Genomic DNA, 26,999 nt, shown 5'->3' on the forward strand with positions numbered 1-26,999 from the left:
GCCTGACGAAGCACAGCCATGATCTGCGGTTCCGTGAAACGGCTCTTTCTCATTCGAATCTCCTCAGCTCACGCTACGAGAAAATTCTACTTATGCAGCCCCTTAACCATGGGGAGGATTACCAGACGTTCGATCTAGATACTGCCTTCACGCGATATCAAAAAGATAAAAACATGATGCTGTTTAGAAACGGCGTGGACCTGGCAACTGCACTTCTAAGCGAAATATCGACGCCGGGAGACGGGACAATCGTGATAATTGTTGATGCCTGCCGAACAAACCCACTCGATTCGGTGCTAAAGCAAAGATTGGAAGAATCGATTTTTACCGGAAACCCGGTTGAGATGTTGTACAGCAAGCCTCAATACAACGGAAATATTCCACCGGGAATAAAGATAGTCTTCTCAACGAGCAAAGGCGATTCAGCGGAGGACGGGGGAGTAAGCGGAAGTCTCTTTAATATCTTATTTACGCAACAGTTGGAACTGCACAGGGATAAGTCTATAGACGTCGCGCTTTACGAAGCGTCGTTGCAGCTGAGGAAAATTACAGGCGCTACCGGGAAGCTGCAAGATCCTCAATTTTCCGGGATGTTGGACCCATCCCCGCCGCCCACCACATGCATAGGATCGTGCTGAGATAGGAGTAATGATAAAATGCGCGCACTGTTCGCCTTCGCTTGCCTGTCATTCGCGAGCGCTCCGATAAATGCAGGTTACTCCCAGGGCGCGCCCGTTCTCAGCTATTCTGAGCGAACGGGAAGAATCGAGCTAAACGATGCTAAAGTCATTGCAGAGTCGGGCTATGCTCCCATGCGCATTGAGATACTTTGGTGCAAGAAGGGCGGAGCGCCTGCAGAGTTTGAAGCGTGGACTGCAGCTGGGGCGCTATACGGGGCTATTCGAAGAGACGCGAATGAGCGATTGGAGAATAATACAGGGCGGATCGGTCTTGCAGTCGGGGTAACAGATATTGTCGCATTACCTTGGGACGGCGAAGAAGAAGATCAAAGTATGGTATACTCGGACATAACCATAATAGCCTCAATCGCAGATATTGAATCTGATCCCTCGTTCTTCGAAGGAATATCGAAAGACCTCCCTTTCAGTAAAGTCAACGTGAAAAGTGGCGCCGTTCCAAGAGGATATATAGCACTTCAAATGTGTGTCACCGCGCCGGAGGTGCTCAACGGAAATAGACTTTTTATTCAAGTCAAAGATAACACTGATATTGCGCCGTCGGAAAGCGTTCGAATGAAGCTTTTGAAGGAGTATAGCAACATTTGGGTCGCTAAGGGGATAGAGGTTGTGGGTAATAGATCCCCCACAAGCAATCAGTTGCGCTATTTTTGGGAGGAAGACAAAGTATCCGCTGATCAGGTCGCGCAAACAATTGAGGGTTTCACCGGGGTCGAGGCAAAGCCTATTTTTGTCCCAGGTTATCCAAATGTCAGGAAAGGAACTCTAGAGGCATGGTTCGCGACGTTGCCTGAGCGCATTCCGGAGAATAATTAGGTCTGACTAACTGGGCGATAGCGACTACGGTTCAGAGTGTGATATTCATCTAAAAGGTAATGAGAAGGGGTAATTGAAATGCAGATCATCGCCGCAATCGGATTGTTTTTTTGCGTTTCGAATGTGGCATTTGCGCAGTCAAATGTTGGTGATATTTTCTTGCAAACGGGTAAGGATCGCTTAGTCGTTTTGAAAAGTGGGATTTGGGGCTCTCGGAACATCGATGTCTGTTGGGAAAATCCAGACGCAGCATCATTCGACGACTTGTACTCGGTGATGAGGGCAGTGGTTCAAACGTGGCAGGTGCATTCCGATTTGAAGTTTGAATGGACCATGAAGTGCGGCAGGAATTCTCGTGGCATACGAGTTTTGGTTGACGACTCTGGACCCCGGGCTCGCTTCCTGGGTCGGCATCTCGACGGGAAGAGGAACGGCGTTGTTTTAAACTTCAGTTACAGGAACTGGAGTCCAGTTTGTAGATCAAGTGAAGCCAAACGACGCGCGTGCAATAAGTCAATCGCGGTGCACGAGTTCGGTCATGCATTAGGATTTTCTCATGAACAGAACCGTCACGACACCCCGGGCGAATGTGCTTCGCAAAATAATAAGCAGGGTCAATCTGGCGATGTGGAGCTAACTCGTTGGGATATTCGATCCGTGATGAACTATTGCAACCCCACTTACAACAATAACGGTAATCTCTCTGTGGGCGATATCGGCGGGCTTCAAGCCGTCTATGGCGTTCCCGCCGGAAAGTCGTGATCTTTTCGTTGAATATCTAAGGTTTTTTTCGAGGTAGCAAGTCATGTGTACAAGAACGCTGTTAATATTGGCTCTTCTAGTCGTCTCGGGTTGCGAGAATCGTTTTTCACCCTTTCCTCCAGCTTCAGAGGATGGTTTGGATGGCGAGGGCGTTGCCTACCAAGTCCCAAAGTGGTGTCCCTATATGATCTCGGCAGAAGCGGGGAACCAGTTGATTTCGCTGTTTGCTCCGGGCTCCGTGACGGTGACAATCGGCGAGGGTGTGAAGATCGCGAAGGACTACTGTGCGAAAGTGAAGGAGCTTGTAGCGTCCCAAGATGGTAACCAATCGAAGTCGCCTGATGGCTCGGTCGCTGTAGTCTACAATCAAGGGGGAAAATCTGTCACGATCACGGCGCATCCAGCAGGTAGGTAGTTTCTAAGCTTGAAACCGCCTCTCAACAAACAACTACGCATTCGGATGATCAACTTGTAGGAAAATCAAGATGAAGTGTTCGTATGTCTCAGTTTTCTTTGTCTGTTATGGAAATGCTGCGTTAACGCAAACGTTGGAAGCAGATCCTCATGGACTTTCGCGGGCGCAACTTTACGAAATATTCGTGGTCGACGCAGGGCTTGAAAGCGACGAGTTGAAGGCGGCCAAGCGGTTTTTCAAGTTCCCTAACGATGCCGACGACGACTTCATCTATGGCATCGACGTTTCGCACCACAAAGGCCCGATCGACTGGTCGAAAACCTTAGGCCAAGGTGTTGAGTTTGTTTACACGAAGGCGACGGAAGGCCAAAACTTCGTCGATCCGCGCTTCCGCGCGAACATCGAAGGCGCGCGGGCAGTCGGCTATCCGACCGGGGCGTATCATTTCCTGTCGTCTGGAGTTGTTGTAGGCAATCAAGTGAATAATTTTGTCAAGAATTACGGCTCGATCCGCGCCGATGGCGATTTGCCGCCGGTTCTGGACCTTGAATGGGATTTCAGCAGTGGCGTGGACCGCTGGGCCAATTTCACGCCGCGGCAGATCGTCGACAAGGCCGAGGCTTGGCTTGATGCGATTGAGGCCGAATTCAGTGTGAAGCCGATAATCTACACCAACAAATTCTGGTGGGAAGCCCGCTTGGGTTCAGAAGGCGAGCGACTGACTGATCACCAGATCTGGATGTCCCGTTACGGCAAATGGGATCAGCCGGGGCCGCCACTGATGGCCGGAAACTTCGACTGGTCAATCTGGCAGTTCACGGAAGAGGGGGCCGTTGCTGGCGTGTCGGGCGATGTGGACGTCAACAAGTTGGCGCTCGGATTTGAAGCCATGACAGCAATTAACAACCCGACACCGCCGCCGTGCGAGCTGCCTGCGGCTCCCGCCGCTCAGCATCCGCTGACGGCCGAAGAACTGGCACAGGTTTTCAACGTCCTGCGGATCGAGTTTGGCGGAAGGCTGGACAGTGGGCAGGCCGCCTTCCTCAACGTCATGGTGAACACCTCCGCGCCCGATGCGATGCGGCGCCTGATCGAGGGTGATGTCCGCACGCGGCTGTCCGAGGATGAGCGAACCGACCTTTTCGCGACCGCGCGCGGAATTCTGACTCAAGGTTCGCTGAACCAGCAGCAAGTCGATATTCTGGACGTACTTGTCGATGGTGCCTCGGCCGATGCGATACGCTCATGCGTACTGCGATAGGTATGATGGCGGCGTTTCTGACAGTTGGCGGGCCGGTGGGGGCGCAGAACTCTGCGTCCGGGCTTGAAGCAGCGCTCGCGGCGGGCGAACTCTCTGGTGAGTTGCAGCGCAATGTGGCCGGTGACACCGTGTTCCGACCTCTGGACCCGTCGTTGCCGTTAGTGTACTTGCCAGAGGGGACGGACTTCCCCGACGGGGCCCTGCGGCGGACGATCTCGGTGACTGGCGCGCTGCGCCCCGACGGTCTGCTGCAGGTCGAAGGCCTGACGCTGCCGAATCCGTACAGCGGATCGAGTGATGCGGCCTACGTGACTGCCGCCCGTATCGTCGACCGGATCAACGAGGCCATCGACCCTGTCAGCTTGCCGATGAGTCCGCTGCCCCGGACGATCGAAGACCCGCACCCAGTCGCGCGCGCTACGAAGAAAGATGTCGATGAAATCATCCGGTTGTTCGGAGCGGCTCATGCTACACGGGATACCGCCGAGATGCGCCGTCTAGCGACACTGTGGCGCGATCTCAGGATCGAGCTGTTTCAGACCTTCCCCGATGGAATTGGGCTGAAAAGCGTCTATGGCACCGACGATGTCTATCGCGCCTGGCGCATCCGGCAGATCTTCCGGTCGAGCACTTCTGTGGTCGGCATCGCCGAAGTAGGCGAGGCCGAACCCCACTGTAGCGGTGTCTTAATCTCGCCGACCCTGATACTGACAGCCTCGCACTGCATCACACGCCCTCTCAGCGAACTCGAGGTCTTCTTCGGTTTTGTCGAGCTTCCGGGGGGCGGGGCACATCCGCCGATCCGACGGCGCCTGAACGCAAATGCCGTGATCCCGGCAGATACAGCCGATTGGACGCGGCTGTTGCAGAAGGATTTCGGGCCCGACCTTCTGGATTACGTGGTATTGTCGATCGAGCCTGCGGGAAATGCCGCGGCCATCCCGCTGGTCGAGGTGGCGCCGGGCATAAAGGACACCCCCGAGCCGCAATGTCTGTCGAGGTCCGTGCAGAACCGCGGCGATCCGCTCTACGTGATCGGCTATCCCGAACAAGCCGCGCTTTCAGTGCATACGGCGGCCTATGTCGAATTCCCCTATGCCATCCGGGGCTTCGATCTTCCGGGGCTGGAACTGGACGCTGGATCGGATTTCGTCTCGGCCGCAGACACATATGACCGTGTTCTGGTCGAGTTGCAGGACAGCTACATCGGCGAGAACGGCGTCGACCGATCAAGTACCTTTGCGCGGTTCTACTACCACTCGATGCGTAACTTCGGCCAGCCGAGCCTTGGTATCGTCGCCGACACCTCGCAAGGCAATTCCGGCGGTCCCGTCTATACTCATCGCAAGGATCAGTGCGTCGTCGGGCTGCTGGTGGCGGGGAAAAGTGGCAACTGGTACGGCGGGCCAACCTGGTTTCAGCACGAAGTGGCCATTCCAATCGAGGCGATATTGGATGACATGGAACACCAACTTGGCGCGCAGGCATTTGCCGAATTGGGTCTGGACCTGCGTTAGGGCCGTCTGTCTTTCGGCTTGGCTGGGGCTTCCGGCCATGGCCGAGGACGCCAGACCCGAAGTGCTTCTGTTTGTCGCCGGGGTCGGTGACTATACCGAACCGTCGCTGAACAAGCTGCAATACACCGCACAGGACGCCGCCGACATTTACGCTCAGTTCGAACGGGTCGCGAAGCTGGCCAAGGGCAGCCGGCTAGTGCGTGGCTTGGCCGGCAAGCCACTGACCCGGGACCTATTGGAAGATGAGCTGATCGATTTCAGCAACTACATAGGCCATAATCAGCGCGTCGTCGTCTATTTCGGTGGCCACGGTAAAGTGATCGAGACGACCGGCCGCAAGCGCCTTCAACTGCTACCCAGTGATTACCGCCCGCCCGACGACGGCAGCAACCGGCCCGGGCGCAACTACCTGTATTGGGACGACCTGAAAGAGATTCTGAGCAACCAGATCGAATTCGGCGCAGGGCTTACTGGAGTGAAGTTGGTGTTTCTCGTCAACGCCTGCGGCTCGGGGCTGGCGGCGGGTGCGATGGCCGCCGAGACCGACCAACGGCTGGTTGACCAGGTCAGCGACCTAGCGAAAGAACTACGTCTAGGCCAGGCGGACATGGCGGTAATCCCCGCCGCCAGCGGCGACCGCAGCACCTTCGAGCGGACCGAGCTGGGCCGCAGCGAGATGGCCTATTGGCTGATGGCCGCGCTCCGGGGCGAGGCCGATACCTCGCGCGACAGTGCCATCACTACGGGCGAGCTCTACGATTTCCTTAAGACGCCTCTGAAGCTGCGGCCGCGCCCCGACGGCTTTGCCGACAGCATCCCCGTCGCCGGCACCTCCGAACTTCACGCCCGCGCGCAGCTTGAAATGGGCACGGCGCTCGACTTTCTCGCCCGCGGCGCCGGCGGCGCCATCCCGCACGAGATCGCTACCCTTCTCGGCCGGCAGGCCACCGCGCACCTCCGCTTCGCGCGCGGCCGCGATCCTGCCATCGACGACCGCGCTGCGCTGCGCCTGGCCGCGCGGCTGGATCAGGCGGAACGCCGCCATATCCTCGACGACCTGGCGGTTCGGGAGCAGGGCGGCACGTTGCATCTCAGTGACCGCGAACGGGATGTGTTCCGACTGGCCGAGGCCGAACCCGGCATGATGTCCCTGGATGAGCGGTTGAGTATCGTTCGCACCGCTTCGGCCTATTTCATCTATCAAGCACAGCCGTGGCCCACGAGTTTATCATACAGATTCAGTGCAGAGAGGGTGCGGGCGGGTTTCATGCATCGGGTCAGCCCCCTCACCCAACCTGTGCATGTCCTGGCTCAGTCCAGTCTTGGTGGAAATAGGCCCGACCTTTCATCTTGGGAACCCGCGATCACCGAATTGGCCCCTGAGCAACATGCAGTGATCTCGATTTTCAACTCTTCACGCTGCGACGAGACTTGCCCTTTTTCGGATGCCCTAGCCAAAGACCTAGTGAAGCTTCGGGCGCGGACAGCGGGCAAAATCTTCATTATTCTCAATTCGCAGAATGTCGGGGGCGATGCGGCGCCGCTGTTGGCGGCGGATATTCCGGTCATGGTTGTCTCGGCCGAGACTTGGCACCAATCCACCGGCAAGAACCTAGCGTACGTTGACGCGAATGAAATTCTCGCCAAAGCGATTACCGCACCCACGGCCGAAGATTTCGAGCGTGAGCTGCGTTCGGCCAGCAAGGCTTTATGGGAGGTGACCCAACTGAGGAGGAACACGCCCTCCGGCCCGCATACCCCGTGGCCCGGATTGCGTGTGCAGTTGTTGGCAGAGCGATCCGCCTTGGATGATCTCGGATCTTCCCCCGACAAGAGTCTGCTGCGCGCGGTTTCGGATAATTGCCTTGTCGGCGATGTCATCAACTGCCGGTCGACGCCGGCGCTGCAGACGCTAGCGATGGGCGTCGAATCCGACGAGGCTCTCAACGTGCTGGATGCGCAGCGCCAATACAGACACGCGATCGACGAACTGCGTGGCGTCGCGTCGGTGCGTAGCGCCAGTCTGGACCAAGCCCTCGGTGACATCCGCGACCGGCTAATCCGGACGGTCGAGCGCCGTCTCGACGATCTGCCCACTAAAATCGCCGGGAGGCAGATCGTTGTGCAGCCGTTCTATGCCGAGGAGTACCGCAGCCCTTATCTCCCCGATCTGGTCAAGACCGCCGCCGACGCCGCACTGATCGGCCCCGCTGTCAAGGATCTGGTCGACCGGTTACACCAGATCACCGGCGGCGGAGCGCCGCTCGATCTGTCGGCCACGGCCAAGGCGCCGGTCGAGATGATCGACGCCCTACAGTTAGAGGCAGAACTCAAACAGCTGGCCGAGGCGCATCGGAACAGCGAGGATGTCGCCGTCGTCTACATTACCGGCCGAGGTGTCGAGCGCGACGGCCGCCGCTATATCGCCACCGCCTCGTACGATCCCGATGTCGACGATTCCGATGCCGACGATTCCGATGTCGACGATTCGCACGACCCGCGCGATGAGGGTCTGGTCGATGTCGAAGACATCCTCACCCTCCTGATCCGGGTACATGCGCTGGTGATCCTCGACGTGCAGTTCACAGTGCCGACAGACCCCGAACGCCGAGAGGCCCTTTTGGACAAACATATAGACGCGGGGCGTGGTATTGCCGTCGAAGTGCCTCCAGCGACGGGCGGCATCGAATTTCTGGGCGATCTGTCTGGGGATGCGCTGCAGGTGGTTCTCTGGGCCGACGGCGACGTCGCGCAATCGCCGCATCCGGCCTGCGCCGCACATGATCAGGACACGCCGTCGTCCCCTATGGCCGCCGACCTTCTCCACGCGCTCAATGAGACCAAGGGCGAGACCTACCGTGCCTTCCTTCAACGGGTTGTGGCCGCCGGCTGCGCCGTTCGGACCGCCAGCTACCGGGCACAGGGCGCTCTGGACGTGCCGCTGTTCTCGTCTGGCCGAAATGCCCGTGAGATCGCACGGCTCGGCCGCCCCGATCTTACCACCGAGATCGGGCTGCATGTCGCCCATGCCCTGGCGCAGGATCTAAACGCCATCTTTCCTTCGGATGCCGGGCTGATGACCGAGGCCGCTCTGGTCCTGGCCATCGATACAGGCTTCGGCGACGACTCGGTTCTGGCGGCCCGTCTGCCGGACGGCGCCCTCGCCAAGGCCGAGCAGCGTCTTGATTCCATGGACGTTGCAAAGCTGGAGCCTGCCGATCTTGCCGCCTATTGGGAGTTACGCGCACGCCTGGCGATTGCCGACGGGCGTTTGTCAGACGCCCGCCGCCTAATTCAGTTGCTGCCGCCGGAAATTTTGCGGACCCGCAACCTGTCAGACCTCTTGGTCGAGGTGGTTTTGACCTCGATCCGGGCCGACACCGAAAGCGTACTGCTGGAGGCGGTCGAAGCGCTGAGCGCGGCGGAGGGGGGCGCTGACCCCAGGCTCGACAGCCTCAAGATCCTGCTTGCAGACGAGCGCGCCAAACGTGGCGAGTTTTTTCGCCTTGGTCAAAAATAATCGTCCCACGGGGCGCCTATCCTTCGTTAGGGGCACGTAAAACCTTGTCTGATTAGATATTGTGGGACACCAGATATTAGCCGGTCAACAACCGAACCCGAACCGTTCATTCGCCCAGCCCCAACGAACGACTGCTCCCCGCCCCTCGCGGCGAATCCGACTGCGATCTCGCTGCGGCACGTCCGAACGGCTGCTCCGACAAGTTGCTGCGGCTGCCACGCCGCACCGCCATCAGGCTGCTCTCCGCCCGATTCCGTGGAAAAACAGCCGTTCGCTGACGCAGAACATCGACCACTGAAGAGGGCGCGAGTGACTTCCCTGTCAGGCTTTTCGCGGTTGCTGCGGTGCAGGAAGGATCTTTGCCAGTTTCCGGAGGTTCTGGGCGGTGGCGGCGAGGAGAAATTCGTCATTCGCACCGCAGGGTCCACGTAATCGGAGCCGGTTCAGGCCAAGAATCCGTTTGAGGTGGGCAAAGAGCATCTCGACCTTCTTCCTCAGCTTCATCGAGATCACGTATTGGTCGGTTTTCGCGATATCGCGGGCGACCTGCCGGGCGTCTTCATGTTCCTCGCGGGTGATCTTGCGGGCATCAGCATTCGGGCAGCACTTCGCCTTGGAAGGACAGGCCTGGCAGACCTCTTTGAGCGCCCCATAGCGGGCTGTGCCCTTACCAGTCGGGCCTCGGTTTGGGTCGGAATAGTTCCGGCGGAACTGCTTCAGAGTTTGGCCCTCGGGGCAGATATATTGATCGTTCTCCGCATCCCACTCGAAGTCGGCACGGGTCCAGGTTCCGTCGCTTCTTCCTGACTTGTCAAAGACCGGAATGTGTGGGGCGATTTTGCGCTTGACCAGCCAGCCCAGCATCGGCCCGGTGCCGTAGGCCGTGTCTGCGATCAGGCGCTCGGGGTGCAGGTCAAACCTGGCCTTCACGCGCTCCAGCATGGTCTTGGTCGAACCGACCTCGGCCTGCCGTATGGACCGCGTCGCCTCCACGTCAACGATGACACCATGGTCGGTGTCGATCAGGTAATTGTCGGAATAGCTGAAGAATGCCGGACCTTTGCGGGCCGCGGTCCACTGGCTGGCCGGGTCGGAATGCGACGTGAACTTGGGCTGGACCTCGCTGGCCGCGCCGAAGGCGGCTTCGTCCAGGGTGTCGAGATAATCACGAACGGCCCGGGGCGCGTCGGCGGGATCGATCTGCCCGGCGTCCCAGTCGTCCTTCGGTGTCGAGTTCTGCTTGTTGGCATCCGCCTCGATCAGACTGGCGTCGATGGCCATGCGCTGGCCGCTGACGAGGCCTTCCTCGATGCACCGCGCAACGGTCGTTTCGAACAGATGCCGCAGCAATTCGCTGTCGCGGAAGCGCCCGTGCCGGTTCTTCGAGAACGTGGAATGGTCCGGGACACGGTCACTCAGATCAAGGCCACAAAACCACCGGTAAGCCAGGTTCAGATGCACCTCCTCGCAGAGCCGCCGCTCGGACCGGATGCCGAAGCAATACCCGACCAAAAGCATCCTGATCAGCAGTTCAGGGTCGACCGACGGGCGCCCGGTATGGCTGTAGAGATCGGCGAGGTAAGTCCGGATCTCCGACAGATCCACGAACCGGTCAATCGAGCGCAGGAGGTGGCTCTGGGGCATATGGTCCTCAAGCGAGAACTCGTAGAATAGCGCCGGTTGCGCCTCCTGCCGCGGTCCCATCATCGCCGATCCTCCCACCCACTGCGGGAATTGAATCAGCCGAGGGGACTTCGATCAAGGACGAGTTTTTCAACGAAATAAGCCCTTTGAGCCAGGGCAGACCATCTTGCAGCGCCGGGCGTGAGCGGTGACTATGGCCCTTGAGTCAAACCATTCGCCCCCAAGAGCGATGACGCTTCGTGTATTCGTATCTGGTGTTAAGCCCAGTACCCCAGGAAGCCCTCTGGAGGCGTCACTCAGGCCTGATCTCGCGCTGGTGGCGAGCAAGAAGCGCGACCAGTCTTCGGCCGGAAATCACCTTCTGGCGTTTGAGGTGGATGAGGCCCCTTTCAACCAGGTCGAGGTCAACGTCGTCTCCACAGACGCGAGCAACGGTGTCGGCGTAGACATCTGTTGCTGTGACGGGCACCTGACAATTTCTCCGACGCTGATATCGGCTGAGGATCATAGCGACAGCTTGCGTCGGCTTAATGGTCTTCATTGGAGTTCCCACCGCTTCCAAGCGACCTCTTGTCCAGGGTCTCACCATCGCAAGCCAGCCCCCACTGCTCCATGCTCAGGCTCATGCGGGAGAGGGCACAAGGGCCCTCCGCCGGATCCGCCGCTTCATGCCACGAACCGCACATCCCCCTCATACGCGAAAGGCGCCGGAGCGTCTGCCCCAGCGCCTCTATCACCGTCTTTCAGAAAGCAGCCTAGGGACAGCAGGCGGTACGTTTCGCCCGACACCCCTTGCGCATTCATCTGCTCTCTCTGATTACGCCTCGCCGAAGCGATCGGCCTATTATTTCATTCGCTTCAACAAGCGCACCGTCCAAGCCAGTCCATCCGAGAGCCTATGGTCGGTCGAAACGTCTCACTGGACCAGATGCTGAAGGGACTAACCGCGAAGCCGGCAGAACGCGGGTGCATCCACGTTCTTCAAAATAGTGCTCGGCCGGATCTTGTGACCTATTTGGCCGCAACTTGATCCCGATTTACAGACAAATCAATGCGTCCAAGGGGCCCGTCTGTCGGTGGCGAAATTCTCGCCATAGCCACGCGGGCGGACATTATGGGCGCGGGATTGCGGCTCGATCACCTCGAAATCGAGCCCCTTTTCGCGGGCGTAGTCCTCGGCCTGCTCCCGCGTCTCGAAGCGCAGACGGACCTGGCTTTGGGTGTCGTCCGAGCTTGTCCAGCCCATCAGGGGATCGATCTCGCGCGCGTCGGCGGCCGGGAAATCCAGAACCCAGTTCTTGGTGCGGGCCGTGCCCGACTGCATGGCGTTTCGTGCAGGCTTGTAGATGCGGACGCGCATTGGCGGAAACCTCAGTTCTTGCTTGCGCGTCTTATCCAACAAGAACCGGCCGGGATCAAGATCCGGGGACCTTGCAGGCCCGCAAAGCCAAGAACACTTGCATCTGGGCCAAAGAATGCCAGATTCGCACCGGAACAAAGGGTGAAACGATGGGCCATAACAACACTAACGCTCCGGTCGCGCGCTTTGCGGAGGTCACCCGCCCCAAGCTCGAGGGCGGCAAGCGCTTCGTGATGAAGTCGGAGTTCTCGCCCGCAGGCGACCAGCCGACGGCGATCGCCGAATTGACGCAGGGCGTGAATGCGGGCGAGCGCGATCAGGTCCTGCTGGGCGCGACCGGCACCGGCAAGACCTTCACCATGGCCAAGATCATCGAGGAAACCCAGCGTCCGGCGATCATCCTTGCCCCGAACAAGACCCTCGCGGCCCAGCTCTACGGCGAGTTCAAGGGCTTCTTCCCCGAGAATGCGGTCGAGTATTTCGTCAGCTACTACGACTATTACCAGCCCGAAGCCTATGTGCCGCGCAGCGATACCTATATCGAGAAGGAATCGCAGATCAACGAGGCCATCGACCGGATGCGCCACTCGGCAACGCGGGCGCTTCTGGAACGCGACGATGTGATCATCGTCGCCTCGGTCTCGTGTATTTACGGCATCGGCTCGGTCGAGACCTATTCGGCGATGACCCAGGACATGGTCGTGGGCCAGCTCTACGACCAGCGCGAATTTCTGGCCGAACTGGTCGCGCAGCAATACCGCCGCCTCGACGCCGCCTTCCAGCGCGGCGGCTTCCGGGTGCGCGGCGATCTCGTCGAGGTCTGGCCCGCCCACCTCGAGGACCGGGCCTGGCGTTTCGACTTCTTCGGCAACGAGCTCGAGGCGATCACCGAGTTCGACCCGCTGACCGGGGCAAAGACCGACAGCTTCAAGCAGATCCGCATCTATGCGAACAGCCATTACGTCACGCCGCGCCCGACCATGCAGCAGGCCACCAAGGGCATCAAGGCCGAGTTGCAGGCCCGGCTGAAGCAGCTCACCGACGAGGGCAAGCTGCTCGAGGCCCAGCGGCTGGAGCAGCGGACGAATTTCGACCTCGAGATGCTGGAGGCCACCGGCGTCTGCAACGGCATCGAGAACTATTCCCGCTACCTGACCGGCCGCGCGCCGGGCGAGCCGCCGCCGACGTTGTTCGAATTCATTCCCGACAATGCCATCGTCTTCGCGGATGAATCGCATGTCTCGGTGCCGCAGATCGGCGGCATGTATCGCGGCGACTTCCGGCGCAAGTTCACGCTGGCCGAGCATGGTTTCCGCCTGCCCTCCTGCATGGACAACCGCCCGCTGAAATTCGAGGAATGGGACGCGATGCGCCCGCAATCGGTCTTCGTCAGCGCCACCCCCGCGCAATGGGAGATGGACCAGACCGGCGGCGTCTTCACCGAGCAGGTCATCCGGCCGACCGGCCTTCTGGACCCGGTGATCGAGATCCGCCCGGTCGAAACGCAGGTCGATGACGTCATGGACGAGGTCCGCAAGGTCTCGCTTGCCGGATACCGCACGCTGGTCACGACACTGACCAAACGCATGGCCGAGGACCTGACCGAATACCTGCACGAGCAGGGCATCCGCGTGCGCTACATGCATAGCGACATCGACACGATCGAGCGGATCGAAATCCTGCGTGACCTGCGGCTTGGCGCCTTCGACGTGCTGGTCGGGATCAACCTGCTGCGCGAAGGCCTTGATATTCCTGAATGCGGCCTTGTCGCCATTCTCGATGCCGATAAAGAGGGCTTCCTGCGCTCCGAGACCTCGCTGATCCAGACCATCGGGCGCGCGGCGCGCAATGCCGATGGCCGCGTCATCATGTATGCCGACCGCATCACCGGCAGCATGGAACGCGCCATGGCCGAGACCGAGCGGCGGCGGCAGAAGCAGATGGCCTATAACGAGGCCCATGGCATCACGCCCCAGACCGTGCGCAAGAATGTCGAGGATGTCCTGGCGGGCCTCTGGCAGGGTGACACGGACCAATCCCGCGTCACCGCCAGGATCGAGAAGCCTTTGGTCGGCTCGAACCTCGCGGCACATCTCGACGCGCTGCGCAGCCAGATGCGCAAGGCGGCCGAGAATCTCGAATTCGAAGAGGCCGCGCGCCTGCGCGACGAGGTCAAGCGGCTCGAAGCCGTCGAACTCGCCGTTGCGGATGATCCTCTGGCGCGACAATCCGCGATCGAGGAGGCGGCAGAAGAGGCGGTGAAATCCTCGGGCCGTTCGACGGCTGGCCGCGCCGGTCAGCGCGGCGGAAACAAGCGGTCCAAGCGCTCACGCTAGCGCATCTCGCGGCGATTTCGCGACGCTTGCGCCCTCTTCATCAAACAGCCCAGAACGTAGAAGACCCACCTGGCCCGCGCGCTCGCATCCACCCTCAGGAATTCCGTGCCGATACCCTCGTTCAAGAGGAAACTGCATGCCGAAACCCAGCGAAGAGCGACCGCCCGCACTGGCCAGCCGGTTCGTCCCTGCGCCAATTGGACGAGCCATCCGGAACCCGATGACGCCTTGCGCCGCCCTGTAATGAAAAAGGGGGGCAAAACCGCCCCCCGAATGCTTATTCCATGAAGAAGGCGAAGCGGATCACGAAGAGCGCCGCGACAACCCAAGTGGCCGCATGGACGTCGCGCGCGCGGCCCGTCATCAGCTTGATCAGCGCGTAGCTCACGAAGCCGAAGGCAAGGCCGTTCGCGATCGAATAGGTAAAGGGCATCATCACCGCCGTCAGCACCGCAGGCGCGGCCTCGGTCACATCGCTCCATTCGATTTCGGCGAATTCGCGCAGCATCAGGCAGGCGACATAAAGCAGCGCCGGAGCCGTCGCATAGGCCGGAACCGAACCCGCCAGCGGCGCGAAGAAGATCGCGAGCAGGAAGAGCAGGGCGACAACCAGAGCCGTCAGGCCCGTCCGCCCGCCCGCTTGCACGCCCGAGGCGCTTTCGACGTAAGCCGTGGTGGAACTGGTCCCCAGAAGCGAACCGGCCAAGATCGCGGTCGAATCCGCCATCAGCGCGCGGCCAAGGCCCTTGTTCGAATGCGCAGGACCCTCGGTCAGAAGACCCGCGCGCTTGGCAACGCCGATCAGCGTGCCGGTGGCGTCAAAGACCTCGACCAGCACCATGACGAGGATGACATGGAAAATCCCCACCGTCAGCGCCCCCGCAATATCAAGCTGAAGGAAAGTCGGCAGGATCGAGGGCGGCATCGAGATCACGCCGCCGAAGGGGCTCGCGCCAATCGCGATCGAGATGATGGTGACGGCAAGGATGCCGATCAGGATCGAGCCCTTGACCTTCAGCGCATCCAGCGCCGCGATCAGGAAGAAACCGAAGGCCGCGAGCAGCACCGGGATCTGGGTCAGGTCGCCCAGGGCGACCAGCGTCGCCTCATTCGGGACGACGAAGCCCGAGGTCTTCAGCGCGATCAGCCCAAGGAACATGCCGATACCGGCGGCGATCGCGCTGCGCATCGAATGCGGAATGCCCGCGATCAGCCAGCGGCGGATGCCGGTGACCGAGAGGAACAGGAAGACGAGGCCCGAGATGAACACCGCCCCCAGCGCCTGTTGCCAGGTGAAGCCCAGACCCGCCACGACGGTAAAGGCGAAAAAGGCGTTCAGCCCCATGCCCGGTGCCATGCCGATCGGCCAATTGGCCCAAAGCGCCATGATCGCCGATCCCAGCGCTGCCGCAAGGCAGGTCGCGACAAAGACCGCGTTCCGGTCCATGCCCGTCGTTGACAGGATGTCGGGGTTCACGAAAATGATATAGGCCATTGTCAGGAAGGTCGTGATCCCGGCGATCACTTCGGTCCTTACGCTGGTTCCGTTGGCCGAAAGGCCGAACTGTCTGTCTAGCATTGATCCTCCCAGACGCGGGTTTTCCGCGATGGCGGCCAGACTAGGAACTGCCATCGTCAACGCAATGCAGGGTCCAGCGACAGAGTTTCAACGCTTTATGAAGAAAGCGCGATTTTCAATGGAAGCTGGGCTCTGATTATAGGATTTCCCGCCTTGCCCAAGGGGCCTGCGGAGTGATCTGTGCAGTAAAGCGATATGCAAGGGGAAGCAAGCGATGCGATATAGCCGCGATTTGATCGGATATGGCGAAAACGCCCCGGACCCGCGCTGGCCCGGAGGCGCAAAGATCGCCGTCCAGATCGTCGTGAATTACGAGGAAGGCGGCGAGAACAGCATCGAGCATGGCGACGCCGCCTCCGAGGCTTTCTTGTCCGAGATCATCGGCGCGCAGCCCTGGCCGGGCAAGCGGCACTGGAACATGGAATCGATCTACGACTATGGCGCGCGGGCGGGCTTCTGGCGGCTGCACCGCATGCTCAAGGACATTCCCGTCACCGTCTACGGCGTCGCCACCGCCCTCGAGCGCGCCCCCGAGCAGGTCGCCGCGATGCAGGCCGCCGGTTGGGAAATCGCGACCCACGGGTTGAAATGGATCGACTACCGCGACATTCCGCGTGAGGTCGAGGCCGAGCATATCGCCCGCGCCGTCGAGTTGCACACCCGCGTCACTGGCGAGCGTCCGCGTGGCTTCTACCAAGGCCGTACCTCGATGAACACGGTGGCGCTTGGCTGCGAGGAAGGCGGTTTTGAGTATCTCGCCGACACCATCGCCGACGACCTGCCCTATTGGCACGTCCATGCGGGCAAGCCGCAACTGATGGTGCCCTATACGATGGACGCCAATGACATGCGCTTCTCGTCCGGTCAGGGCTTTGGCACGGGCGTCGAGTTCTTCGACTACCTGCGCGACAGCTTCGATGTGCTTTACGCCGAGGGTCAGGCGGGCGCGCCAAAGATGATGTCCATCGGGCTGCATTGCCGTCTGGCTGGCCGTCCGGGCCGCGCCATCGCCATCCAGAAATTCCTCGACCATTGCCGTGCGCATGAGGGTGTCTGGTTCGCCTCGCGTCTGGAAATTGCGCGCCACTGGGCCAAAGAGCATCCCTATCAGCCCCGCTTGCGCCCTTCTGAACTGGACCGCGATGCTTTCGTCCAGAAATTCGGCGGCATCTATGAGCATTCGCCCTTCATCGCCGAGCGCGTCTGGGACGGCGAGATGGGTGCTATCCACGACACGCCGGGCGGGCTTGCCGCACGCATGGCGCAGATCTTCCGCGCCTCCAGCGACGAGGAACGCCTTGGCGTGCTGATCGCCCACCCTGATTTGGCCGGGAAACTGGCGCAGGCCAAGCGGCTGACGGCAGAAAGCACCTCGGAACAGGCCTCGGCGGGCTTGGACGCCCTGACCGACGCGGAACGCACCGAGTTCCAGCGTGTGAACACCGAATATGTCGCCAAGCACGGCTTCCCCTTCATCATCGCCGTCCGCGACCACGATAAGGCGGGCATCATGGCGGCGATGCAGACCCGCCTTGCCAATGACACGAAAACCGAACGCGACACGGCCGAACGTCAGGTCATGCGCATCGCCCAGCTGCGCCTGAAGGACGCCCTGAAAGGATGAACAAGATGAGCCAAGTCAGCGCACCTCGTTATGCTGGCCCCTTTGCGGGCCTGCCGCCGCAGACCGATCTGTCCACCGACACCGCCGTCTTTACCGAATCCTATGCGGTGATCCCGGCCTCGACGATGCGCGACATCGTCACCAGCTTCCTGCCGGGCTGGACAGGGATGCGCATGTGGGTCATCGCGCGGCCCTTGTCGGGCTTTGCCGAGACCTTCAGCCAATATGTCGTGGAATTGCAGCCCGGCGGCGGATCGGCACAGCCCGAAACCGACGAAGGCGCGCAGGCCGCGATCTTTGTCACCGATGGCAGCGTGGCCCTGACCATCGACGGCAAAACCCATGAACTGACCCCCGGCGGCTTCGCCTATATCCCCGCAGGCATGGACTGGTCTGTGAAGAACGGCGATCAGCTTTCGCGCTTCCATTGGTGGCGCAAACGCTGGCAGGCCGTCGAGGGCGTCGAGAAGCCCGACGTCATCATCGCCAATGAACGCGACATCGCCCCGATTCCGATGCCCGATACCGGCGGCAGCTGGGCCACGACGCGCTTCATGGACCCGACGGATATGCGCCATGACATGCATATCACCATCGTGACCCTGACGCCGGGCGGCTCGATTCCCTTTGCCGAGACCCATGTCATGGAACACGGCCTCTTCGTGATCGAGGGGAAGGCCGTCTATCGCCTGAACCGCGACTGGGTCGAGGTTGGCCCCGGCGATTTCATGTGGCTGCGCGCCTTCTGCCCGCAATGCTGCTACGCGGGCGGGCCGGGCAATTTCCGCTACCTGCTCTACAAGGACGTGAACCGTCACGCGCCGCTCTGGCGCTGAGATCGGGGCCTTCGGGCCCCTTTTTCATTCCTCCGTCCCCAGCTAGATTGCCCGCGAGGCTGACCGGAGGGTAAAATGGCCAAGGCAATCCATTCGATGATCCGCGTGCTGGACGAGGCGCGCTCGCTGGCATTCTACGAAACCGCCTTCGGCCTGAAGGTGGCCGAGCGGCTGGATTTCGCCAGTTTCACCCTGATCTATCTCTCGAACCCGGAAACGGAATTCGAGCTGGAATTGACCGTGAACAAGGACCGGACCGAGCCTTATGATCTGGGCGACGGTTACGGCCATCTTGCGGTCTCGGTCGCGGATCTGGCGGCTGAACATGCGCGCCTGACGCAGGCCGGACTTTCCCCCCGAAAGATCGTCGAGTTTGCCCCGGATGGCGAGGTCATTGCGCGTTTCTTCTTTGTCGCGGACCCCGATGGCTATCAGATCGAGGTCCTGCAACGCGGCGGCCGCTATCTCTGACCGGCCTGCCGGAATGTCAGGTTGATCCGGGTCTGCCCTGTCGCGGGATGCGCGCCGGGCTTCAGGGTCAGGATGCCGTGCCAGGCGAGCCGCGCGGGCCCTCCCCAGACCACGACGTCGCCATGACGCAATTCATGGCGACGGACCGCGTCCTTGCGATCCAGTCCGCCGAACTGGAACACCGCAGGCAGGCCAAGCGAAACCGAGACGATGGGTGCGTCAAACCCCGCCTCGTCCCGATCCTGATGCAATCCCATTTTCACCCCCGGCGCATAGCGGTTGATCAGGCAGGCATCGGGGGTGAAATCGGCAAAACCGGCATGACCCGCCGCCTGACGCGCCAGTGCCAGAAATGCCTGCGGCATGGCGGGCCAGGCTTTGCCGGTCAACGGATCGAGCGTCTCGTAGCGATAGCCCCGCCGGTCGCTGATCCAGCCCAGCGGGCCGCAATTGGTCATCTCGACCCCGATCTTTTTGCCGCCCGGCGTCAGCATCTGGCGAAACGGCGCAGCATGCGCAATGGCGGCGACCAGGCCGACAAGATCCCGGTCCAAGGCGAAGCCGCGCAGGATCATCGCGCCATCGGCCAGAGGCTCGTCGCGGCGGTTCCCGAAAAGATCAGTTTCCATATCTCCCACGCAATTGTCATGTCGGAATGCTTGACCGGATGGCGCCAAGCTGGATTGTCAGAATAGCCTGTCTCGAAGGAGGTTCCCATGCGTCGCAGCCTTGCCGCAATCGCCGGATTATTCCTGCTCACCGCAATGCCGGTCGCCGCGCAGGACTGGTCCGAGGCCGAGATCGCCACGATCAAGCAGGCCGTATTCAACGACCCCGACGCGCCGGTGATGGGAAATCCCGCAGGCGACGTCACGCTGGTCGAATTCTCGGATTACAATTGCGGCTTTTGCCGCAAGGCCGCCCCTGATGTCGCCCGGCTCTTGCAATCGGACCCCAAGATCAAGCTGGTCGTCCACGAAATCCCGATCTTTGGCGAAGGTTCCCGCGAGGCGGCGATGGCGGCGCTGGCGGCGAGCCGCCAAGGCAAATACACCGCCTTTCATCGCGCCCTGATGGGCATGAAGGGTCGCGCCGACAAGCGTTCGGTCCTGCGGGTCGCGCGCGAGATCGGCCTTGATGTGGAGCGGCTCGAGCGTGACATGCGCGATCCCGCCATCACCGCGCAGATCGAGGCCTCGCTGACCTTGGCCGACCAGATCGGTCTGGCCGGAACCCCCAGCTTCGTGGCGGGGGATCGCGCGGTCTTCGGGGCCTTGCCGGTCGAGGATCTGGCAGAACTGGTCAGTGATGCCCGCAAGAGCACGAAATAGGGCAAGGCGCCGGAACGCCCTGCCCCGTCGATCAGGTCCTGATCTCGACGCCCAGATGCTTGGCGACGGCAAAGATGTCCTTGTCGCCCCGGCCTGAAAGATTCATCACGATGATATGGTCGCGGGGCAGGTCCGGCGCGATCTTGATGACATGGGCCAGCGCATGGCTGGGTTCCAGCGCGGGGATGATGCCTTCGAGCCGGCAGAGCGTCTGGAAGGCCTCGAGTGCCTCGCTATCGGTCACGCTGACATATTCGGCCCGGCCCCGCTCTTTCAGCCAGGCATGTTCCGGCCCGATCCCCGGATAGTCGAGGCCCGCGCTGATCGAATGCCCTTCGAGGATCTGGCCTTCGTCATCCTGCAACAGATAGGTGCGGTTGCCATGCAGCACGCCGGGACGACCTCCGGTCAGGCTTGCGCAATGCTGCATCCGTTCATCCACTCCCTTGCCGCCAGCCTCGACGCCGATGATGCGAACAAAGGGATCGTCAAGGAAGGGATGGAACAGGCCCATCGCATTCGAGCCGCCGCCAATGGCCGCGACGACGGTATCGGGCAGACGCCCCTCGCCTTCCTGCTCGGCAAGCTGATCGCGGGTTTCGCGGCCGATGATGCATTGGAAATCGCGCACCATGGCCGGATAGGGATGCGGGCCCGCGACGGTGCCGATGCAGTAGAAGGTGTCGCGCACATTGGTCACCCAGTCGCGCAGCGCGTCGTTCATCGCGTCTTTCAGCGTGCCGCGACCCGACGTGACCGGCACGACCTCGGCCCCCAGCAGGCGCATGCGGAACACATTCGGAGCCTGACGCTCGACATCATGCGCGCCCATATAGACGATGCATTTCAGCCCGAAACGCGCGCAGACCGTGGCGGTCGCCACGCCATGCTGGCCCGCGCCGGTCTCGGCGATGATGCGGGTCTTGCCCATGCGGCGCGCCAGCAGAATCTGGCCCAGCACATTGTTGATCTTGTGGCTGCCGGTATGGTTCAGCTCTTCGCGTTTCAGGTAGATCTTTGCGCCGCCCAGTTCCTCGGTCAGGCGGGGCGCGAAATAGAGCGGGCTCGGGCGTCCGACATAGTATTTCCACAGATCGTCCATCTCGGCCCAGAATTCCGGGTCGGTCTTGGCGCGCTCGTACTCGGCCTCGAGGTCAAGGATCAGCGGCATCAGCGTCTCGCTGACGAAACGCCCGCCGAAGATGCCGAAGCGGCCCTGCTCGTCGGGTCCGGTCATGAAGCTGTTGATGAGGTCTTCGGCCATAGCTCTCCTCGCGCGCGGTCGGGAATGTGGGTCAGAGGGATTTCTTATAGCCGATATGAGAGGCGGTAAAGCCAAGCCGGTCATAGAAGCGATGCGCCTGGCCCCGCGCCTTGTTGGTGGTGAATTGCAAAAGGCCGCATCCTGCGGCGCGGGCGCGGTCCTCGGCGTCATGGATCAAAGCCGCGCCGACGCCCTGTCCGCGAAGATGCGAGGCCACGCGCACGCCCTCGATCTGGGCGCGGCGGGCGGCAGATAGCGAGAGGCCCGAAATATAGGTGATCTGGTAGCAGGCGACGATCTCGCCCGCCATCTCGCCGATAATCAGGTGGTTCGCGCCCTCGTCCTGCATGGCGGCAAAGGCTGCGAGATAGACCGCAAGCTCACCCTGCTCGCGGTTTTGACCCAGCATGTCATCGGCAAGCAGGCCGACGACTGCCGGCACATCGCCCGCATCGGCAAGGCGAAAGGTCAGCGTCACAGGATCGGGGCCGTGGCGCGGGCGATGAACTTGCGGATCTTTTCTGGGTCCTTCACGCCGGGCGCGCTTTCGACGCCAGAGGACACATCGACCCCCTGCGTGCGGGTGAGCCGGATCGCCTCATTGACGTTCTCCGGCGTCAGTCCTCCGGCCAGAAGCCAGGGCTTGATGATCTGCCGACCCGCCAGCAAGCGCCAGTCAAAGGCAAGCCCATTGCCGCCCGGCAGGGCCGCGTCCTTCGGGGCCTTGGCGTCGATCAGCAGCATATCGGCGACCAAACCGTAATCCCAAAGCGCGTCGAGATCCTTGGGCTCGGCCACGCCCACGGCCTTCATCACCGGCAGTCCGGTCAGCGCCTTGACCTCCGAGACCCGAGCGGGACTTTCGCGGCCATGCAACTGGATGACATCCAGCGGCACCTGCGCCAATGTCGCCTCAAGCGTGGCGTCGTCGGGATTGACGAACAGACCGACGCGTGCAATCCCCAGCGGCACCGAGGAAGCCAGCGCGGCGGCCTGGGGCGGCGTCACATGGCGTGGTGATTTGTCAAAGAACACAAAGCCCAGATAGCGCGCACCCGCCTTGACGGCTGCATCAACCGCTTCGGGCGCATTGAGCCCGCAGATCTTGACCGAGACTGCCATATTTTCAGCGCACCGTCGGCAGGCCCGCCGCCGGGCGCGCGGTCGGCTCATCGAGGATGGCCAGAACTTCGTCCTTCGGCTGAGCGTGGTTGCGGCGAAGATCGCCCATCTCGCGCTCAAGCCGGGCAAGCTCGCGGGCGCGGGCCTTGGCTTCGGCGCGCAGTCCATGTTCGCGCAGCCATTCCCAGACCAGCCCAAGGATCAGGCCAAAGACCATGGCCAGAAACAGCGCCAGAAAGGCCGGCATGGTCATCGACCATTGACCCTGGGTAAAGCGGGACAGGGACTCGGGCACGAGGTTCACGGTGATCGGCGCACGGTTCGCCACCGCAACAAGGATCAGAACCAGAGCCAGAACAAAAACAAGACAAAGCCGGATCAGGCGCATAACTTACCTCGCAGCAGAAAATCCGCCGCCAAAATGGCCTATTCGTCTTCGCCGTTCAACCGCTCGCGCAAGAGCTTTCCGGTCTTGAAGAAGGGCACGTGTTTTTCATCGACGCTGACGGATTCCCCGGTGCGTGGATTGCGCCCCTGCCGGGCGTCTCGACGCTTGACCGAGAAGGCGCCGAAACCGCGCAACTCGACCCGATCGCCCCGCGCCATCGCATCGATGATCTCTTCGAAGACCGTATTCACGATCCGCTCGACGTCGCGCTGGAACAGATGGGGATTCTCTTCTGAAATCTTCTGGATCAGTTCGGATCGGATCATCTTGGTTCCCGAATTTGGCAAGTTCCAACAACGACCTGCTGCGTTAACTTTAAATCAGTGGCGTCGTCTTTCAATGCCTGAACGTGTCCGGGGGCAAAAGGTTGCCGATTTTTTATGAAAGATCACGCGCTTCGACCCGGTAGCGCAAATAAAAACGCCCCCAGCCGCGAAGCCGGGGGCGCAATCTACTCTGATCCGGGGATCAGTTCTTGCTCTTCAGCGCGGCGCCGAGGATGTCGCCCAGCGAAGCGCCCGAGTCGGACGAGCCGAACTGCTCGACGGCTTCACGCTCTTCGGCGATCTCGCGTGCCTTGATCGACAGGCCCAGACGACGGGTCTTGGTGTCGATATTGGTGACGCGGACGTCCACGTTGTCGCCAACCTGGAAGCGCTCGGGGCGCTGGTCCTGACGGTCGCGGGCAAGGTCCGAACGGCGGATGAAGGATTTCATGCCGTTATATTCGACCTCGATGCCGCCCTCTTCGATGGCGGTGATCGCGACGGTGATGACCGAACCACGCTTCACGCCTTCGACGGCTTCAGCCATGGCTTCGTTTTCCAGCGCCTTGATCGAGAGCGAGATGCGCTCTTTCTCGACGTCGACTTCCTGGACAACGGCTTTCACCACGTCGCCCTTGCGGAAGTCCTGGATGGCGTCTTCGCCACGGGTCTCCCACGAGATGTCCGACAGATGGACCATGCCGTCGATATCGCCTTCGAGGCCAACGAACAGACCGAATTCGGTGATGTTCTTGACTTCGCCTTCGATGACGGTGCCGACCGGGTGGGTCTCGGCGAAGACTTCCCACGGGTTGCGCATGGTCTGCTTGAGACCCAGCGACACGCGGCGTTTGGCTTCGTCGATTTCCAGGACCATGACGTCGACTTCTTGCGAGGTCGAGACGATCTTGCCGGGATGGACGTTTTTCTTGGTCCAGGACATTTCCGAAACGTGGACCAGACCTTCGACGCCGGCTTCCAGTTCAACGAACGCGCCGTAATCGGTGATGTTGGTCACGCGGCCGGCATGAACCGAGCCGATCGGGAACTTGTTGCCCACGGTATCCCACGGATCGGCCTGCAGCTGTTTCATGCCGAGGCTGATGCGGTGGGTGTCTTTGTTGATCTTGACGACCTGGACCTTGACGGTCTCGCCGATCGACAGGATCTCCGACGGGTGGTTGACGCGGCGCCAGGCCATGTCGGTGACGTGCAGCAGGCCGTCAACACCGCCGAGGTCAACGAACGCACCGTATTCGGTGATGTTCTTGACGACGCCCTCGACCGTCTGACCTTCGGTCAGGTTGGCGATGACTTCGGCGCGCTGTTCGGCGCGGCTTTCTTCCAGGATCGCGCGGCGCGAGACAACGATGTTGCCACGGCGACGGTCCATTTTCAGGATTTGGAACGGCTGCTTCAGACCCATCAGCGGGCCGGCATCGCGGACCGGACGGACGTCGACTTGCGAGCCCGGCAGGAAGGCAACAGCGCCGCCCAGATCGACGGTGAAACCGCCTTTGACGCGACCGAAGATAGCGCCTTCAACGCGCTCTTCAGCGGCATAGGCTTTTTCCAGACGGTCCCAGGCCTCTTCGCGGCGAGCTTTCTCGCGCGAGATCGAGGCTTCGCCGCGGGCGTTTTCGACGCGGTCGAGATAGACTTCGACTTCATCGCCAACCGCGATCGAGGGAGCTTCGCCGGGGTTAGCGAATTCTTTCAGATCAACGCGGCCTTCCATCTTGTAGCCGACGTCGATGATGGCCTGGCCTGCCTCGATGGCAATGACGCGGCCTTTGACAACCGAACCTTCGTCCGGGGTGTCGATTGCGAGGCTTTCGTTAAGGAGGGCCTCGAATTCCTCCATGGTCGCTTTAGCGCACATATAAATACAGTTTCCTTTGCGTGGTTTTCTGGCCTTGCGGTTGGCTCCGCCGGTCTTTTGTAGGACATCGTTCCAAGCACAAAGGGTCGCGGCAAAGCCCGACCCCTGAGTGATTTGGCCTGTTATGGCCGTATCTCTTGTTCCGACGGGGGCGATATAGCGATTAATCCACAGGCTGGCAAGGGTTTCCGGGCCGACAGATAGCGCTTCAGCCGCCTGCCCGGCGCACCAGACCGATGGCGATCTGAACCGCCTCGTCAATCGCCAGCGCCGATGTGTCGAGCAAGACTGCATCCTCTGCGGGGCGCATCGGCGCGACATCGCGGGCGGCGTCGCGGGCATCTCGCTCGCGCAGTTCCAAGAGGATCTTGGCTTCATCCGCGCCAAGCTCAAGCGCGCGGCGTCGGGCGCGGACATCATCGCTGGCCGTGACGTAAAGCTTCAGATCGGCTTCGGGGCAGATCACCGTGCCGATATCGCGCCCATCGAGCACCGCGCCCGGCTCGGCCTCGGCAAAGCGGCGCTGGAACTCGATCAAAGCGGCGCGCACCTCCGGAATCGCGGCGACGCGGCTCGCGGCCTGCCCCGCCTCGGCGCTGCGCAGGTCGCGGCGATCCAGATCCGTCGTGGAAAGGTTGCGCGCAGCCGCGATCGGGTCGCCGCCCTTCGCGCCGACCGCGCGGTAAAGGAGCCCGGTATCCAGATGGGCAAAGCCGAAATGCCCGGCAAGCGCACGGGCGATGGTGCCCTTGCCCGAGGCGGCAGGTCCGTCGATGGCGATGGTAAAGGGCATGGGTATTTCCTGCATGGCGCATCGTGAGGCGATTCCATGCCATGCCGGCCCCCATGATGTCCAGACCCGGCCAAAAGCGGTGCGGCAATGAAAAACGCCGGCCCCAGAGGGACCGGCGTCGAAGTCAGGAAGCGGGAACTTAGTTGCCGCCGAGGGTCTTGGCGACCTCAGCCGCGAAGTCCTCTTCTTTTTTCTCGATGCCTTCGCCGACCATCACGCGGGCAAAGCCGGTGATCTCGACGCCTGCTTCTTTCGCAGCCTGCTCGACGGTCAGGTCGGGGTTCATGACGAACGCCTGGCCCAGCAGGGTGTTCTCGGCGACGAATTTCTTCATGCGGCCCGGGATGATGTTGTTCTGGATGACAGCCTCGGGCTTCGGTTTGGCCGAAGCGGAGTTTTCTTCCAGAGCTTTCGCGGTCTGGACTTCCAGCTCGCGCGCCAGCAGAGCCGGGTCGAGGGTGGCTTCGGACAGCGAGACCGGGTTGGTCGCAGCGATGTGCATGGCGAATTGCTTGCCGATCACCTGCGCTTTTTCCGCGTCGCCTTTCAGGGCAACCAGAACGCCGATTTTGCCCATGCCGTCCGTGGCAGCATTGTGCACATAGGAAACGACAGTGTCGCCTTCCAGAATATGCATGCGGCGCAGCGTCAGGTTCTCACCGATACGAGCGATCGCGTCGGTCATGACTTCCGAGACCGGCTTGCCGTTCAGGTGGGTCGCGTTCAGCACTTCGACATCGGTCGCGGTCGACAGGGCAACGTCGGTGATGTCGCGGACCAGTTGCTGGAAGTCGGCGTTTTTGGCAACGAAGTCGGTTTCCGAGTTGATCTCGACAGCAACGCCTTTGCCGGTGGTGACCAGAACGCCGATCAGACCTTCAGCAGCGACGCGGTCGGCTTTCTTGGCGGCTTTCGCCAGACCCTTGGTGCGCAGCCAGTCGATGGCGGCTTCCATGTTGCCGTCATTTTCGGTCAGCGCTTTTTTCGCATCCATCATGCCTGCGCCAGTGGTCTCGCGCAGCTCTTTCACCATCGCAGCGGTGATAGCCATACC

General features: G+C 61.2%; 24 protein-coding genes. 11 read left to right on the top strand and 13 right to left on the bottom strand.

Features of this window, described 5'->3' with window-relative positions; translation table 11 throughout:
• The 6 genes from ESZ60_RS07620 to ESZ60_RS07645 all read left to right on the top strand — a co-directional run.
• Positions 1-638 (top strand): caspase family protein (locus ESZ60_RS07620; RefSeq protein WP_209021261.1); only part of this gene is annotated, 638 nt, incomplete at its 5' end.
• 18 nt (positions 639-656) lie between these two features.
• A complete protein-coding gene (locus ESZ60_RS07625; protein WP_134679873.1) occupies positions 657-1,514 on the top strand; it encodes a hypothetical protein in 858 nt (285 codons plus the stop codon).
• Positions 1,515-1,592: 78 nt separating this feature from the next.
• Positions 1,593-2,276, top strand: a complete 684-nt coding sequence (locus ESZ60_RS07630) for a M12 family metallopeptidase (RefSeq protein WP_134679875.1) — start codon at positions 1,593-1,595, stop codon at positions 2,274-2,276.
• 485 nt (positions 2,277-2,761) lie between these two features.
• Positions 2,762-3,952 (top strand): glycoside hydrolase family 25 protein, encoded by a 1,191-nt coding sequence (locus ESZ60_RS07635; RefSeq protein WP_134679877.1) that lies wholly within the window; start codon positions 2,762-2,764, stop codon positions 3,950-3,952.
• Positions 3,953-3,954: 2 nt separating this feature from the next.
• Positions 3,955-5,469 carry a trypsin-like serine peptidase gene (locus tag ESZ60_RS07640; protein ID WP_167620088.1) on the top strand — a complete coding sequence of 505 codons (1,515 nt, stop codon included), beginning with the start codon at positions 3,955-3,957 and terminating at the stop codon, positions 5,467-5,469.
• Between the two features lie 37 nt (positions 5,470-5,506).
• Entirely contained in the window at positions 5,507-8,989 is a 3,483-nt protein-coding gene (locus tag ESZ60_RS07645) for a hypothetical protein (protein ID WP_134679880.1), read from the top strand.
• A gap of 321 nt (positions 8,990-9,310) precedes the next feature.
• Here ESZ60_RS07645 and ESZ60_RS07650 read toward each other — a convergent pair whose 3' ends face one another.
• From ESZ60_RS07650 to ESZ60_RS07660, 3 genes are all read right to left on the bottom strand, one after another.
• The gene (locus tag ESZ60_RS07650) at positions 9,311-10,696 is read right to left on the bottom strand and encodes a transposase (protein ID WP_134679882.1); all 1,386 of its coding nucleotides are present in this window, start codon (positions 10,694-10,696) and stop codon (positions 9,311-9,313) included.
• A 229-nt stretch (positions 10,697-10,925) separates the two neighbouring features.
• Positions 10,926-11,174 carry a hypothetical protein gene (locus tag ESZ60_RS07655; RefSeq protein WP_134679884.1) on the bottom strand — a complete coding sequence of 83 codons (249 nt, stop codon included), beginning with the start codon at positions 11,172-11,174 and terminating at the stop codon, positions 10,926-10,928.
• 507 nt (positions 11,175-11,681) lie between these two features.
• Positions 11,682-11,993, bottom strand: coding sequence for an ETC complex I subunit (locus ESZ60_RS07660; protein ID WP_134679887.1), 312 nt, complete (start codon positions 11,991-11,993; stop codon positions 11,682-11,684).
• Positions 11,994-12,142: 149 nt separating this feature from the next.
• On the opposite strand from ESZ60_RS07660, the gene uvrB reads away from it, so the two are divergent.
• Positions 12,143-14,329: an excinuclease ABC subunit UvrB gene (gene uvrB, locus ESZ60_RS07665; RefSeq protein WP_134679888.1), complete on the top strand. Its 2,187-nt coding sequence runs from the start codon at positions 12,143-12,145 to the stop codon at positions 14,327-14,329.
• A gap of 277 nt (positions 14,330-14,606) precedes the next feature.
• Here the strand turns inward: uvrB and ESZ60_RS07670 are convergent, their stop codons facing one another.
• Positions 14,607-15,908: an NCS2 family permease gene (locus ESZ60_RS07670; protein WP_134679890.1), complete on the bottom strand. Its 1,302-nt coding sequence runs from the start codon at positions 15,906-15,908 to the stop codon at positions 14,607-14,609.
• A gap of 214 nt (positions 15,909-16,122) precedes the next feature.
• On the opposite strand from ESZ60_RS07670, the gene puuE reads away from it, so the two are divergent.
• From puuE to ESZ60_RS07685, 3 genes are all read left to right on the top strand, one after another.
• Complete coding sequence (puuE, locus tag ESZ60_RS07675; protein WP_134679892.1) at positions 16,123-17,532, top strand: allantoinase PuuE; 1,410 nt, start codon at positions 16,123-16,125, stop codon at positions 17,530-17,532.
• 5 nt (positions 17,533-17,537) lie between these two features.
• Positions 17,538-18,368: a bifunctional allantoicase/(S)-ureidoglycine aminohydrolase gene (locus tag ESZ60_RS07680; RefSeq protein ID WP_134679894.1), complete on the top strand. Its 831-nt coding sequence runs from the start codon at positions 17,538-17,540 to the stop codon at positions 18,366-18,368.
• 75 nt (positions 18,369-18,443) lie between these two features.
• A complete protein-coding gene (locus tag ESZ60_RS07685) occupies positions 18,444-18,839 on the top strand; it encodes a VOC family protein (RefSeq protein ID WP_134679896.1) in 396 nt (131 codons plus the stop codon).
• Here the strand turns inward: ESZ60_RS07685 and alkB are convergent.
• Positions 18,830-19,468: a DNA oxidative demethylase AlkB gene (gene alkB, locus ESZ60_RS07690; RefSeq protein WP_134679898.1), complete on the bottom strand. Its 639-nt coding sequence runs from the start codon at positions 19,466-19,468 to the stop codon at positions 18,830-18,832. The two genes, ESZ60_RS07685 and alkB, sit on opposite strands and share 10 nt — an antisense overlap.
• Before the next feature lie 87 nt (positions 19,469-19,555).
• On the opposite strand from alkB, the gene ESZ60_RS07695 reads away from it, so the two are divergent.
• The gene (locus tag ESZ60_RS07695) at positions 19,556-20,170 is read left to right on the top strand and encodes a DsbA family protein (protein WP_134679900.1); all 615 of its coding nucleotides are present in this window, start codon (positions 19,556-19,558) and stop codon (positions 20,168-20,170) included.
• Positions 20,171-20,201: 31 nt separating this feature from the next.
• Here ESZ60_RS07695 and trpB read toward each other — a convergent pair whose 3' ends face one another.
• The 8 genes from trpB to tsf form a co-directional block, all read right to left on the bottom strand.
• Positions 20,202-21,434 (bottom strand): tryptophan synthase subunit beta, encoded by a 1,233-nt coding sequence (gene trpB / locus ESZ60_RS07700; protein ID WP_134679902.1) that lies wholly within the window; start codon positions 21,432-21,434, stop codon positions 20,202-20,204.
• A 31-nt stretch (positions 21,435-21,465) separates the two neighbouring features.
• Complete coding sequence (locus ESZ60_RS07705; protein WP_245155616.1) at positions 21,466-21,912, bottom strand: GNAT family N-acetyltransferase; 447 nt, start codon at positions 21,910-21,912, stop codon at positions 21,466-21,468.
• Positions 21,909-22,556, bottom strand: coding sequence for a phosphoribosylanthranilate isomerase (locus ESZ60_RS07710; RefSeq protein ID WP_134679903.1), 648 nt, complete (start codon positions 22,554-22,556; stop codon positions 21,909-21,911). Before ESZ60_RS07710 ends, ESZ60_RS07705 begins: the two co-directional genes overlap by 4 nt.
• A 4-nt stretch (positions 22,557-22,560) precedes the next feature.
• On the bottom strand, positions 22,561-22,944 hold the full coding sequence (locus ESZ60_RS07715; protein WP_134679905.1) for a lipopolysaccharide assembly protein LapA domain-containing protein: 384 nt from the start codon (positions 22,942-22,944) through the stop codon (positions 22,561-22,563).
• A gap of 38 nt (positions 22,945-22,982) precedes the next feature.
• The gene (ihfB, locus tag ESZ60_RS07720) at positions 22,983-23,270 is read right to left on the bottom strand and encodes an integration host factor subunit beta (RefSeq protein WP_134679907.1); all 288 of its coding nucleotides are present in this window, start codon (positions 23,268-23,270) and stop codon (positions 22,983-22,985) included.
• A 202-nt stretch (positions 23,271-23,472) separates the two neighbouring features.
• Positions 23,473-25,152: a 30S ribosomal protein S1 gene (gene rpsA / locus ESZ60_RS07725; protein ID WP_134680138.1), complete on the bottom strand. Its 1,680-nt coding sequence runs from the start codon at positions 25,150-25,152 to the stop codon at positions 23,473-23,475.
• A gap of 208 nt (positions 25,153-25,360) precedes the next feature.
• The gene (locus ESZ60_RS07730; protein WP_134679909.1) at positions 25,361-25,945 is read right to left on the bottom strand and encodes a (d)CMP kinase; all 585 of its coding nucleotides are present in this window, start codon (positions 25,943-25,945) and stop codon (positions 25,361-25,363) included.
• A gap of 139 nt (positions 25,946-26,084) precedes the next feature.
• Complete coding sequence (gene tsf / locus ESZ60_RS07735; RefSeq protein WP_134679911.1) at positions 26,085-26,996, bottom strand: translation elongation factor Ts; 912 nt, start codon at positions 26,994-26,996, stop codon at positions 26,085-26,087.
• Positions 26,997-26,999: the final 3 nt, after the last annotated feature.

The sequence above is a fragment of the Paracoccus ravus genome (genome assembly GCF_004522175.1).
Taxonomy (GTDB): domain Bacteria; phylum Pseudomonadota; class Alphaproteobacteria; order Rhodobacterales; family Rhodobacteraceae; genus Paracoccus; species Paracoccus ravus.